Origin of the sequence: Winogradskyella eximia (genome assembly GCF_003386165.1) — a bacterium.
GTDB classification, from domain to species: Bacteria; Bacteroidota; Bacteroidia; order Flavobacteriales; family Flavobacteriaceae; genus Winogradskyella; species Winogradskyella eximia.
The window spans coordinates 518,092-532,016 of record NZ_QRDV01000001.1; the positions used below are offsets into that span (position 1 = coordinate 518,092).

Annotated in this window: 8 protein-coding genes; 2 read left to right on the top strand and 6 right to left on the bottom strand. The window is 34.2% G+C overall.

Going from position 1 to position 13,925, the window contains the following annotated elements; genetic code table 11:
• Position 1: 1 nt before the first annotated feature.
• The 6 genes from DFQ10_RS02275 to DFQ10_RS02300 form a co-directional block, all read right to left on the bottom strand.
• On the bottom strand, positions 2-898 hold the full coding sequence (locus tag DFQ10_RS02275; protein ID WP_115815809.1) for a metallophosphoesterase family protein: 897 nt from the start codon (positions 896-898) through the stop codon (positions 2-4).
• Between the two features lie 115 nt (positions 899-1,013).
• A complete protein-coding gene (locus DFQ10_RS02280) occupies positions 1,014-4,463 on the bottom strand; it encodes a hypothetical protein (protein ID WP_115815810.1) in 3,450 nt (1,149 codons plus the stop codon).
• 148 nt (positions 4,464-4,611) lie between these two features.
• Positions 4,612-5,790, bottom strand: a complete 1,179-nt coding sequence (locus DFQ10_RS02285) for an acyl-CoA dehydrogenase family protein (protein WP_115815811.1) — start codon at positions 5,788-5,790, stop codon at positions 4,612-4,614.
• 111 nt (positions 5,791-5,901) lie between these two features.
• The gene (locus tag DFQ10_RS02290; RefSeq protein ID WP_115815812.1) at positions 5,902-6,618 is read right to left on the bottom strand and encodes a tRNA1(Val) (adenine(37)-N6)-methyltransferase; all 717 of its coding nucleotides are present in this window, start codon (positions 6,616-6,618) and stop codon (positions 5,902-5,904) included.
• Positions 6,618-7,148, bottom strand: coding sequence for a ribosome maturation factor RimM (gene rimM / locus DFQ10_RS02295; RefSeq protein ID WP_115815813.1), 531 nt, complete (start codon positions 7,146-7,148; stop codon positions 6,618-6,620). The genes DFQ10_RS02290 and rimM overlap by 1 nt, the downstream gene beginning before the upstream one ends.
• Positions 7,149-7,296: 148 nt before the next feature.
• Positions 7,297-7,797, bottom strand: a complete 501-nt coding sequence (locus DFQ10_RS02300; protein ID WP_115815814.1) for a 30S ribosomal protein S16 — start codon at positions 7,795-7,797, stop codon at positions 7,297-7,299.
• Positions 7,798-8,046: 249 nt separating this feature from the next.
• Between DFQ10_RS02300 and DFQ10_RS02305 the strand changes: the two genes are divergently transcribed.
• Positions 8,047-9,300, top strand: coding sequence for a DUF6252 family protein (locus DFQ10_RS02305; protein WP_115815815.1), 1,254 nt, complete (start codon positions 8,047-8,049; stop codon positions 9,298-9,300).
• A 227-nt stretch (positions 9,301-9,527) separates the two neighbouring features.
• Positions 9,528-13,907: a DNA polymerase III subunit alpha gene (gene dnaE / locus DFQ10_RS02310; RefSeq protein ID WP_115815816.1), complete on the top strand. Its 4,380-nt coding sequence runs from the start codon at positions 9,528-9,530 to the stop codon at positions 13,905-13,907.
• Positions 13,908-13,925: the final 18 nt, after the last annotated feature.

Below are 13,925 nucleotides of genomic sequence, written 5' to 3' on the forward strand. Positions count from 1 at the left end.
ATTATTCTGTCTTATAATTAATCAATTTAGTAGGTCCTTCTAGCAAAAAGCGATCAATTTTTAATGTGCCATTTTCGGTAGTTACAATTTGCCATTTTATAAGTGAAATAGCTCCGTTTTCAATTTCGATACCAGTAATACTTCTTGGATGTACACAACTGCCATCATTAAAAAATGCAATGTCACCAGGTTCTGGAAAACGTGGTCTGTGTGTGTGACCTACCACAGTGATTAAATTATTGTTTTCACTAATCCACTTTTTGGTTCTACGCTCCACTTTTATAAGTTCTTTGTAGTTTTTTGCCGGACTTGTAGGATCTGCAATGCCCATAACATTTAAAGGTTTCCAAAGTATTCTCACTAAAAAGCGACTCCATTTCCAAAACGTATAATTCCACCAATCAGCTTGATGACCATGGGTAAAAAATAACTCTTGATTGGTTTCAGAATGCTTTAATATGATACCTTCATGATATTGAATTCCACAAAATAAGTCTTCGTCATTTCCTGTTTTTGGATCGAAAAAAGTAGATAAGTATTTTTCAACATATTTAGGGTCGCGATATACCATATCATGGTTTCCCCAAATCATGTGTAAGCGTTCTTTATCATGAAATTGTTTCATAAGCATATACACATTTTTGTGTGCATAGAAGATGGATTCAAAAGATAGGTTTTCCCATAATTCATCTCCATCGCCAAGTTCACAATAGTCAAATCCTTCAGAATAATAATGTCTTAATGCATGAAAATAAATGTTTCGGTTATTTGCAAAATCATCAGCAAAACTATTGTCTCCACGATGACAATCACTGAATAATATAAACTTAGAGGAATCGTCAAACGTAATGCGTTTGGCATTTTTGTAAGCGCGATCTAATCTGGTTTTTGAAGACATAAAGTAAATGTAAACAAAAAATGCTTCTCGATTAAGAGAAGCATTTCATTAATTAACCTATTATTTCAGTAATTCTGTTTCAAACAAAATAAGAATGCCTTATAAGTTATTTGCCTTATTTTTTATATAAAGGATCAACACCAATGGTACCAACTAAAAGGTCTAAATAATCTGGTGATTTTACATTATCACATAATTTTTTAGTAGCCTCTAAACGCGTTGTTAATTGTAATTCATCTACTAAAACATCATTATGAGAATCCTTAATAAATGATTCTAAATACTCAATTTGAGAACCATAATATGTAATATCCTTTTGTTGTTTTAGTGCTAATCGCTCTTTGTACCAATCAGAATTTACCACGTAGCTTCTATCAAAATACTGTCTTAATTCTGGGTTGCTAATGTCTTTACCTTCATAGTGACCATAAGCCATAATATTCAATAGAATTTTTAATGGTGGAATAGCAGCTTCAATACTTCCATCTTCAAAATAATTTAATGCTACTTTCTGTTGTGCTTCAACTATATTTTTAATTCCATCTACAAAATCATCTAAATTTTGTAATTCTGGTTTTAGCATACGCTTATTAAATACAGCTGTAGGTTCATCAAAAATTCTGTTTAGACATAGTAACGAGAAGGTCTTGGTGATTCTATAGCCTAAACGACTCGCCAATACTTTTTCACCGTTATGTTCAAAGTCTTCAAGTTTTTCTAAAGAGCCATTTTCAATTAGGTTTTTAGGATCTCTGTCTTCTGGTGCCATTCTAGCCCAAATTTCAGGGATTAATAAACTAACATCGTGGTCTATTTTATTTTCTGCACCAACATAACCAGCAGCAGTACTAAAACCGTTAGATTCTGTGAGGATATGTGATAATAAAGCGTTGTTTAAATCTGTTGTTGGAGTCAGCATATTAAATGGAGCTTTTGTCAATGCACCTTCAGATCCTGCTCCAGTAGTTGATGGAGATTTACCTGTTAAACTACAGATAAAGTCCATAAATAGTTCTGGAGTTTCTTGGTAATGGATTGGGTTGTATACAGCCAATGGTCTAATACCAGCCTCTCTGTCTGCTGGGTTATTCCTTCTACCAGGCAACACAGCATTTACCACATGTATTACTGGGTCTTGAGGTTTAATTCTTCTGCATAAACGAACTCCTACATCCGAAATGTAAGTAGCTTCAGTTTCATTATAAACCTTATTTGGTTCTAAATAACGTGGATTTTTAGTAGGTTCTCCATCTACAATTCTTGGATGAGATGGTAAAACAAACTGTACATCCTCATCTTCAGAATCAATAATTTCTTTGATAAAATCTTTAACAGGTTGTGTGTACTTATCGTAATTGATGGTGTCTTCATAAATGGCAATAGCATCTTTTTTAGACAACATTTCGTAATTTGTTAAGAATCTACCATCAGAGATAATATCTAATTCCGCAAGCTTATCATAACCTCTTACAATAGCTTCATCTGGTCTTTGGAATAAATGCGCTTCGCAATTAGTTAGTACTTTAACACTTTGGTTGGTGTACTCTTTATTTAAATTCTTAAAACGTTCTTTTGGTAGTGTTATGGATGCTGTTATATCATCTTCAGTTTGAATCTTTTCACATGCGGCGAAATCTGAACGTAATTTATTGAGCATCCAGTTACCGTCTTGATTAAAACCAATTCTAACATAACTACCAACAACTGGTGTGTGGTTATAAATTAAAGAGGTTCCTTTTACTCCATTTATAAATTCAACAGACATCATGTCTTTCCAGTTAAGGTTAGCGCCATGAGCTTGTCTAAATAATCGTTTTACAAATAATACTAATGAACGAATATGTACAGGAATGTTATTTAAAAATTCATTAAACTCATCTGAATTTTCTTCATTTGGTGTCAGTAATTTAACAACAGATCCCAAAGTTCTTTTTTCACTTAAAAAGGATCTTGAAATTGGTCTATTAGGATCTTTAACTTTCCATCGTGTTGAGTAGTTAAATTCAATGATTTCATCCGCTTTCTTAAAATCTTCATCAATATTATGAATGTTAAACGGACTATAAGTAATAGCGTTTTGCATTGATTTAGAAATCTCAGACTTACCACCTCCAGAAACTGTGCAAGGCTTATGGCAGAATACGCCTTCTGGATAAGTCTCTATCATACGCCAAAGATTGATAGACTTGTGTTTTTCTAATCTTAATTTATTACCAGAAGGATGGATGTAAGTTTTAAAAGGAGATAAGGTTAACTTTTGTTCTTTGCCTTTATAATTCCATGTGATGCTATTGGTAGCCGTGTTAAAATAAGATGATTCTGGTATATAAACTAAATTTGGATAATTTTTGTCTATGGCATAATTTTCAGGTTTTACCTCAATCTTGTCTGCTAATAGGGTTTTAACCTCTTCAAAAGTTTGGTCTAATCCATAATATGTAGAATAGTCATTACAATTTACGGTTTCTCCCATAACACGTCTAGCATAAGCTATAGCTCCACCAGCATGCTCTTCTTCGGCTAATCCAAATAGGTTTGCAGAATAACTAATTTGTGTTTTTATTTCTTTTTTTGAATAGCCATAATAATTATCAGCAATAATGGTTACAACAACACCTCTATCATCTCTACATGTTATTTTAAATGCACTCCCTTCATTATAAAGTTCGTGTTCATTTTGCCAGCACATTCCATCTTTTTTCTGACGCTCTGTTGCATCATTATAATGAGGTAAACCTACATCTTTCTTTTTAAGCTTTAACAATTGAGGAGCAAGAATGATACAGCCAGTATGGCCTGTCCAATGCTCTGGATCTAATGCTGCATCATTATGTGCTAAATTAGGATCTCCTGCATTACCAAAAATAGATTCTACAAAATCTAAATTACTCACTAAGGTACCTGGCGCAAAAAAACGTACTTCCAATGATTTTTCTTTAATAACACCTTTTACTTCTGGGCACACTACAGGTCTCAATAACATAGAAACCATTGTTTGAGCTTTTTCTGTCTGATTTGATGTAAAAGGAAGTGTTTTTAAATCGTTTGGAGGTGTGAAGGCTGCGTGTAAAAAGTGAGCTAAAACTACTTTAGGTACTTCTTTCTTGTCTAACGGAACAGGTAGTGGTCCTTCTACAATATGAAAGGTGCCTTTAGTTGTTCTTTTGTCATGTAAAGGATTATTTAAGATACCTTGCTTAAGACGTTTTGATGTCACCAAATCGCTTTCAAAAGAAGTACCATCTGGTGGTAAACTAGCTTCTCTAGCTTGTCCTTTTCTCGATAAAATTAATGTGTTATTTGGAAGTACAAACGATTTGTCGATTGAAACATCTTTTAAATAATCGTCTATAAAATTTTGTATTCTTGAATCTGCAGGACAAAGATGGCTCGCTAAAAGTCTCGATTTTTCTCGTAAACTTCTTATTAATCCTTGTGATAATACTTCAAATTTAGGGTCACAGAATTTTTCTTTGCTATTTTCTGCGTCTTTAAATGTTGGTTGCCCTATTGATGCTAATTGTAAGTTGATAAATTGAATGAGCTCCTGTCTTGTGTCTTCCATACTGATATATGCTATTGAATGTTACTGTAATTTATTCAATGCAAATTTAGGCTTCAGAAGAATTAAAAAAGCTGTCGAAAATCAGTTTTAGAAAATTATAAAGGCTTAATTTGAAGTTTTAAGCCTTTATAATTCATAAGTTTTATTCTTATTTAAAGGCATTTAAGCCAGTAATATCCAATCCTGTAATAAGTAAATGAATATCATGTGTGCCTTCATAAGTAATTACACTTTCGAGGTTCATAGAATGACGCATAATAGAATATTCGCCAGAGATTCCCATACCTCCAAGCATCTGTCTTGCTTCTCGTGCAATGTTAATTGCCATTTCAACATTATTACGTTTTGCCATAGAAATTTGTGCTGAGGTTGCAGTACCTGCTTCTCTCATTACACCAAGTCGCCACGCTAATAATTGAGCTTTAGTGATTTCGGTAATCATTTCAGCTAATTTCTTTTGTTGTAGTTGAAATTGTCCAATTGGCTTGCCAAATTGCATACGTTCTTTACTATAACGTAAAGCGGTATCGTAACAATCCATTGCTGCACCAATTGCTCCCCAAGCAATACCAAAACGTGCTGAATCTAAACATCCTAATGGTGCTCCTAATCCAGATTTGTTTGGTAATAAGTTCTCTTTAGGGACTTTTACATTATCAAAAATAAGTTCACCAGTAGCAGAAGCTCTAAGTGACCATTTGTTGTGTGTTTCTGGTGTAGAAAAACCTTCCATACCACGTTCTACAACTAAACCATGAATTCGTCCTTCTTCATTTTTAGCCCAAACTACAGCAACGTCGCAAAATGGTGAATTACTAATCCACATTTTAGCTCCATTTAAAAGATAATGGTCACCCATATCTTTAAAGTTAGTTGTCATGCCTCCAGGATTAGAACCATGATCTGGTTCTGTTAATCCAAAAGAACCAATCCATTCACCTGATGCTAATTTTGGTAAGTATTTTTGGCGTTGCTCTTCGTTTCCGTATTTCCAAATAGGATACATTACTAAAGACGACTGAACAGACGCTGTGCTACGAACACCTGAATCACCACGTTCAATTTCTTGCATTATTAAACCATAAGAAATTTGGTCTAAGCCTGCACCTCCATATTCTTCTGGAATATAAGGTCCAAAAGCACCTATATCAGCTAAGCCTTTTACAATTTGTTTTGGGAATTCAGCTTTTTGAGCATATTCCTCAATGATAGGTGAGACATCACGTTTTACCCATTCTCTTGCAGCATCGCGCACTAACTTGTGCTCTTCTGTAAGTAATTCATCAAGATTATAATAATCTGGTGCTTCGAATAAATCTGGTTTCATTCTAATTTTGTTATTTATAACTTCTAATTCTGAGAAATTATCAAAATAGAAGGTGTTATTTTATAAGTTTAACAAAAGTAACGAAAACGATAGCATTGCCCAACAATAGATTTACATTTTCAGATAAAAATCTTTGGTGAGATTAATATAATCTTCTGTGTATTGATGACGCTCGGTTTCAATAATTAATTCTGAAATTTTAATTGGACTTTCTGAATAAGAGAATTCTATGAGACTTCTTTTAATATCCGATTTTTCATTTCCTCTAACTCTCAGGATGCGATTAGGGAAAAGATCAATTAGACTTGCTTCTTCAATATACTTTTCTTCGTCTTTAAATGGAAGAACTATAGAAAACTTGCCTTTTTCGGATAAAAAATTTATAACAGCAAAAATAATATGTTCCAATGGCATCGCATCACTAAAACGAGCTATGTCTCTAGCGCTGTCTTTTGTTTTGTAATCTTCTGTGTAAAATGGAGGGTTACAAATAATAAGATCAAATTTTTCATCTACAGCTTCAATATATTCTAATAGAGAGGCATGAAAGCAAAACAAACGGTCTGCCCAAGGTGAGTTTTCAAAATTTTCTGCGCATTGTTCAAAGGCATCATCATCTATTTCTATGGCTTCAATTTGATCTGCATGGCATCTTTGGGCTATCATTAGGCTAAGAATACCTGTGCCAGCTCCAATGTCTAAAACATTATAAGGATTATGCTCAACAGAAGTCCAAGCTCCAAGTAGCACTCCGTCCGTGCCAATTTTCATGGCACAACGCTCTTGATTAACTGTAAATTCTTTGAATTTAAAAGGAAGAGAACTCATTATTCTTCGAGATATAAATCAATTAATCCTTCTGGCGTGTTAACCTCAATGGTTTTGTTTTCTCGATCTACTTTATCTATAAATTCATCATTCATAGGAATTAAAATTTCAATACCATCTCTGTCAATTTCAAAAAGAGCTTGAGCTGTAGAATCATTTATTCCTGTAATCATACCAACATGTCCAAAGTTTTTATCTTTTATAGAAAAACCAATAACTTCATGAAAATAAAATTTATCGCCTTCTAGTTTTGGAAGTAATTCTAAAGGTAAGTATAGCTCTGTTTTAATTAATGCATCTGCATCTGCTTCAGTATCTACATCTTCAAACTTTAACCGAAGCAAATCGGATTTGTGTAATTGTGAAGACTCCACAAAGAAAGGGACTAAGTTTCCTCTTAGATCAACAAAAATAGCCTCTAAGCTATCGTATAAATCGGGTTCATCAGTATCTAGTTTTGCTAAAAGCTCTCCTTTAAAACTATATTTCGATACAATCTTTCCTAAATAAAAACAATCTTCTTTTTTCATTTTCCTAGTCTGTCAGTTCAAACGCAGTCGTGAATAATAATAAATGCCAATCAATAATTACATCTCGACTGCACGCGATGTGACATTTTTGGTAATAAAAAAACCCAGACCATAATAGCCTGGGTTAAAAGTATAAAAAATAATTTTTTTATTCTTCTTCGTTTGAAGCTGCTGTTTCTTCAGTAGCCGCTTCTTCAACAACTGGTGTTGCTGCAGCGATACGTGCTTCATTTACAGCTTTTTCAGCTTCTAATGCTTTAGCTTTAGTGTCAGCGTCTGCTTTAGATAAGCCATCTGATTTTGCTGCTACTTTAGCTGCTTTTTCTTCTAACCAAGCGTTGAATTTTGTTTCAGCTTGCTCTTCAGTTAATGCACCTTTTCTAACTCCACCAGCTAAATGATTTTTTAGCATTGCTCCTTTATAAGATAAAATTGCTTTTGCAGTGTCGGTTGGTTGTGCACCATTTTGTAACCATTGTACAGCTCCGTCAACATTTAATTCAATTGTTGCAGGATTTGTGTTTGGATTGTAAGCACCTAATTTCTCTAGGTATTTACCATCTCTTTTAGAGCGTGAATCCGCTGCTACGATCCAGTAATAAGGTTTTCCTTTTTTACCGTGTCTTTGTAATCTAATTTTTACAGGCATAATAATTAATTAATGAGGTTCTCGACCTCTGTTATTAATAAGGGCGCAAAGATACTATATTTTTTTGGTTTAGAATGCAACTAATTGTTTTTTAGGAAAAAGTAAAGGTTTAGTTGAGTTCTTACTAGTGATTTATTGCGTTTTAGCGAAAAGAAAATATCAAGAGAGCGACAATATTAAAAATTATTATACTTTTGATATTCTTGTTTCGCTATATTTGGGGCAAAGATAAAAATTACCTTTTAGAATATGAAAAAACTAATCCTCTTAACGCTTGTTTTTCTAACAGTATTTAGTTGTGGTGATGAAGTTGAGTTTAATTCACCTGCACTTCAAGGCTCTTATAATAATCAACTTTGGAGAGCTAAATCTTTTGGAGCAAGAATAAATGAAACAGGTGCTTTAACCATTAAAGGAATCAATAACGCTGAAACTTTAGAATTGTTTTTACCTTCTGCATCAGTTGGTTTATATTACTTAGGAGATGTTGATTCAATGGAGGCAAGGTTTACTGCAGCTGATGGTACAGTATATTCTACTAATAATTCTAATGGTTCTCCATATCCTGATTATGGTGAAATTAGACTAACCGAGATTTTAAATAATACATTTTCAGGAACGTTTCGTTTTAATGCCTATAGTGAATCTGGTGATGTTGTTAATTTTACTGGTGGAACTACTGAAGGATTTAATGGTGATACTAATCCTCCGATTTATGGTGGGATATTTTATAGAGTTCCATTGTTATCTGGAACGATTCCTTTAGATCCTATAGTATGTGAGGATGTTATTATTTTGGTAAATGAAGCTGAAGGAGCATATGAAGCAGCAACTTCTGAAAATTTAGAGTTTATAATTAAAGCAGATTTTGAAGCCGCTTGTAGTAATTATATAGCAGCATTAAATAATCAACGTGATTTTTGTGGAGATATTAACGGAACGATACAAACCATTATAGATGATTTGGGAAGTTGTGTAATGTCTTGTGAAGATGCAACGAGTAATGTAACTGAAGCAGAATCGCAATATGTGACAGCTAACATCGGTAATTTTAATGATAAGTGCGCACAATACTTGTTTTATTTACAAGAGCAAATAGAGATTTGTGGAGATGAAGATGGCAGTATCCAAGCTATAATAGATGATTTAGATTGTGGAGATGAAGATAGTGATGGTATTCCTAACGTATTTGAAAACTTTAATGGTGATGTAGACGGTAATTTAGATGATCCAGGAGATGATTCAGATGGTGATGGTATTTTTAATTATTTAGATAATGATGATGATGGTGATGGTATTTTAACACAATATGAAGCAGTAGACTTAGATGGTAATCCAATTGATACAGATGGTGATGGCGACTTCGATTATTTAGATAATGATGACGATGGTGATGGTATTTTAACTATCAACGAAAATGCAGATCCAAATGGAGACGGTAATCCTGATGATGCCGTTGATACAGATGGTGATGGAGTGCCAGATTATTTACAGCCTCTATAGAAATTATTAAATTATAAATTATACAAGCGCTATTCAAAATTGAGTAGCGCTTTTTTTATGTTCAAAACTCTTTATAATTTCATTTCAGAAAAGTGCAAATTCTATGTAATTTTATATGCTAACTTTTTGAAGAATAGAATTGTAATTTTTACTGATTAGAAGCGTTTTATGCTTTAATGTCCTTGCAGTAAAATTCACTACTTAATAGAAAAACGACAGAACAACACATGTATTTAATATTCGATACCGAAACCACAGGATTACCAAAACGCTGGGATGCACCAATTACAGATACTGATAATTGGCCAAGATGTATTCAGATTGCTTGGCAATTGCATGATGGTATGGGAAATTGTATTGAGCATCAAGATTATTTAGTAAAGCCAGAAGGCTTTAATATTCCTTATGATGCCGAAAAAATTCATGGCATTTCAACGGAATTAGCGCAAGAACAAGGTGTGTCACTTTCAGAAGTTTTAGAGAAATTTAATGCTGCCTTATCTAAAACGAAATTTGTTGTTGGTCAGAATGTAAAGTTCGATTTAAATATTATGGGTGCGGAGTTTGTACGCGAAAACGTCACAAACCAACTTCAGGAATTACCAGTTTTAGACACTTGTACAGAACACACAGCAAGCTTATGTCAGTTGCCAGGTGGACGTTACGGAAAGTTTAAATTACCAACTTTAACAGAGTTACACGAGTACTTATTTAACAAACCATTTTCTGAGGCACATAACGCCACAGCCGATGTTGAAGCAACCACACGTTGTTTTTTAGAATTAATAAGACGCAAACAATACACCAAAGAACAATTAGATGTAGAGCCAGAATATTTTGAGAATTTCACGCAAGAAAATCCTGCCGAAATTCAACTTATTGGTTTAAAACATATCAATCTTAAGAAGGAAAGTGCTAAGATTAATGCACGCCTTCAAAAAGAACAAGCGGTTACTACTACCATTGATAAAGAAGCAGCATCACAAGTTAAGGATGTTGATTTTGCACATTTACATAACCATTCCCAGTATTCCATTCTTCAATCGACGATTAGTGTTAAAGATTTGGTGGCTGCAGCCGCTAGAGAAAACATGCCAGCAGTTGCGATGACGGATCACGGAAATATGATGGGAGCCTTTCACTTTGTGACTGCGGTTAACAATCATAACAAAGGTGTAAAAGCACAACATAAACAAGCAGAAGAAGCCGGATTAGAAAAAAAAGGAAAAATTATAAAACCAATTATTGGTTGTGAGTTTTTTGTATGCGAAAATCATGCAGACAAAACCAGAAAAGATAATGGGTACCAAATTGTATTGATGGCTAAGAATAAAAAAGGCTATCACAATTTGGCGAAACTATCATCTGCAGCCTTTACAGATGGTTTTTATTATGTACCAAGAATTGATAAAAAACTGATTGAACAGTACAAAGAAGACTTAATTTGTTTAACAGGAAATCTTTATGGTGAAGTACCAAGTAAGGTTTTAAATGTAGGTGAAAATCAGGCAGAAGAAGCCTTATTGTGGTGGAAAGAAACGTTTCAAGATGATTTGTATGTTGAAATAATGCGTCACAATCAAGAAGACGAAAATCGTGTGAATCCGGTATTAATTCAATTGGCAAAAAAGCATGATGTTAAATTAGTCGCAACAAACAACACGTATTATGTAGATCAAGAAAATGCCAATGCACACGATATTTTGCTGTGTGTAAAAGACGGTGAAAAGCAAGCCACACCTATTGGTCGTGGTCGTGGTTATCGTTACGGTTTACCAAATCAAGAATATTACTTTAAGTCTTCAGAAGAAATGAAAGCACTCTTTAGAGATGTGCCAGAAGCGATTGTGAATATTCAAGAAGTAGTAGATAAGATTGAGCCGTATCAATTGGCTCGAGATGTATTATTACCGGCTTTCGATATTCCTGAAGAATTTAAATTCGAAGAAGATTTAGCAGATAATGGTAAACGCGGTGAAAATGCATTTTTACGTCATTTAACTTATAAAGGTGCCAAAATCCGTTATGGTGATATTACACCAGAAATCGAAGAGCGTCTCGATTTTGAGCTAAGCGTTATTGAAAAAACAGGATATCCTGGTTACTTCTTAATTGTAGAAGATTTTATTCGCGAAGCCAGAAAAATGGATGTTTCCGTTGGTCCTGGTCGTGGATCTGCGGCAGGTTCAGTGGTTGCCTATTGTTTATGGATTACCAATATTGATCCCATTAAGTACGACTTACTTTTTGAGCGTTTCTTAAATCCAGATCGTGTAAGTATGCCAGATATTGATATCGATTTTGATGATGAAGGTCGAGGTCGCGTGATGCAATATGTAATTGATAAATATGGTGCCAATCAAGTAGCACAGATTATTACTTACGGTACCATGGCTGCAAAATCTTCAATTAGAGATACAGCCAGAGTTTTAGATTTACCTTTAAATGAAGCCGATCATATTGCGAAGTTAATTCCGTTGATGTCTAAACTTGGAAAGATTTTTGGACTTTCGGAAAAGGAATTAGCAAGTAAATTTAGGGCTGAAGATTTAGAAAAAATTAATGAACTCCTTAATATTTCTGATGGTGACGATTTACAAGCCGAAACCATCAACCAAGCCAGAATCTTAGAAGGTTCGGTACGAAATACTGGTATTCATGCTTGTGGTGTAATTATTACACCAGGTGATATTACCAATTATGTGCCAGTAGCATTAGCTAAGGATTCTGATTTATATGTCACCCAATTTGATAACTCTGTTGTTGAGGATGCAGGTTTGTTGAAGATGGATTTCTTGGGATTAAAAACCTTGACTTTAATTAAAGACACGGTAAAAATTGTAAAAGCCAAGCACGATATTTTGCTCGATCCAGAGAATTTTCCTTTGGATGATGTTAAAACTTACGAGTTGTTCCAACGTGGTGAAACGGTTGGTGTATTTCAGTATGAATCACCTGGAATGCAAAAACACATGAAGAATCTTAAACCTACGGTTTTTGATGATTTAATTGCCATGAACGCCTTGTATCGTCCTGGTCCAATGGAGTATATTCCAAGTTTCATTGCGCGTAAACATGGTGATGAAGAGATTGTATACGATTTACCAGAAATGGAAGAGTACCTTAAAGAAACCTACGGAATTACAGTTTACCAAGAGCAAGTAATGCTTCTGTCTCAAAAGTTGGCCGATTTTACCAAAGGTGAAGCCGATGTTTTGAGGAAAGCGATGGGTAAAAAGCAGATTGCGGTTTTGGATAAAATGAAACCAAAATTTATTGAGCAAGCTGGAGCCAAAGGACTAGACAAAACAAAACTAGAGAAGATTTGGAAGGATTGGGAAGCCTTTGCAAGTTACGCCTTTAACAAGTCGCACTCTACATGTTACGCTTGGATTGCTTACCAAACGGCGTATTTAAAAGCACATTACCCAGCAGAATATATGGCTGCGGTTCTGTCTAATAATATGAACGATATAAAATCCGTAACCTTCTTTATGGAAGAGTGTAAGCGGATGCGATTACCAGTTTTAGGACCAGATGTTAATGAGAGTTTTTACAAATTTTCAGTAAATAAAGATAATGCCGTTCGTTTTGGAATGGGAGCTATAAAAGGGGTTGGTCATGGAGCAGTTGAGACTATTGTAGACAACAGAAAAGAAGGAGGACACTATAAATCTATCTTCGATTTTGCCAAACGTATAGATTTGCGTGCTGCCAATAAAAGAGCCTTTGAAGGTTTAGCTAATGCAGGCGGTTTTGATTGTTGGGCAGATACGCACAGAGCGCAATATTTTGCAGACGAAGGTGATGGTATCAGCTTCTTGGAAAAAGCAGTTAAGTATGGAGCCAAGCATCAGGAGAATGAAAATTCCGCACAAGTCAGTTTATTTGGTGCGGCAAGTGATGTTCAGATTGCAGAACCTGTTGTGCCTCCTTGTGAAGATTGGGGAACGATGGAGAAATTATCACGAGAACGCGAAGTGGTTGGGATTTACATTTCTGGTCATCCACTAGATGATTTTAATATTGAAATGAAAACCTTCTGTAACGGAGTGGTAGCTCATTTTAATGATTTGGAAGCCATTGTAAATAAGGAAGTCACTTTTGGAGGTGTTGTCACCGATGTGCAACATCGTGTAAGTAAACAGGGTAAAGGTTGGGCTATTTTCACTATTGAAGATTATACTGATAGTTTTGAATTCCGAATTTTTGGAGAAGATTATTTAAAATTTAGACACTTCTTTGTTATTAATTCTTTCGTGTATGTCAGAGCTTTTGTGCGTGAAGGTTGGGTAAACAGAGATACAGGTAAAAAAGGGGATCCAAGGATTCAGTTTAATAGTTTTCAGTTGTTGCATGATGTTATGGATACTTATGCTAAAAAATTATCTATTCAATTAAACATTAAAGATTTAGAAAAAGATAAGATTTCTGTATTGTATGACTTGATAAAATTTCACGAAGGCAATCAAACCTTAAATTTTGTAGTGTATGATAATGCTGAAAAGATAAAAGTACAGATGCCAAGCCGAAAAAATAAAATTAAGATTTCTCAAGAACTTTTACATAGTTTGAAAGAAAATGATGTAATGTATAAATTGAATTAAATATTTAAGGCATAACAT

Bases quoted from the DNA above. Each gene is read 5' to 3' on its own strand.
- DFQ10_RS02275 (WP_115815809.1), bottom strand. From the start codon at position 898: ATGTCTTCAAAAACCAGATTAGATCGCGCTTACAAAAATGCCAAACGC.
- DFQ10_RS02280 (WP_115815810.1), bottom strand. From the start codon at position 4,463: ATGGAAGACACAAGACAGGAGCTCATTCAATTTATCAACTTACAATTA.
- DFQ10_RS02290 (WP_115815812.1), bottom strand. From the start codon at position 6,618: ATGAGTTCTCTTCCTTTTAAATTCAAAGAATTTACAGTTAATCAAGAG.
- DFQ10_RS02305 (WP_115815815.1), top strand. From the start codon at position 8,047: ATGAAAAAACTAATCCTCTTAACGCTTGTTTTTCTAACAGTATTTAGT.
- dnaE (WP_115815816.1), top strand. From the start codon at position 9,528: ATGTATTTAATATTCGATACCGAAACCACAGGATTACCAAAACGCTGG.
- rimM (WP_115815813.1), bottom strand. From the start codon at position 7,148: ATGAAAAAAGAAGATTGTTTTTATTTAGGAAAGATTGTATCGAAATAT.
- DFQ10_RS02300 (WP_115815814.1), bottom strand. From the start codon at position 7,797: ATGCCTGTAAAAATTAGATTACAAAGACACGGTAAAAAAGGAAAACCT.
- DFQ10_RS02285 (WP_115815811.1), bottom strand. From the start codon at position 5,790: ATGAAACCAGATTTATTCGAAGCACCAGATTATTATAATCTTGATGAA.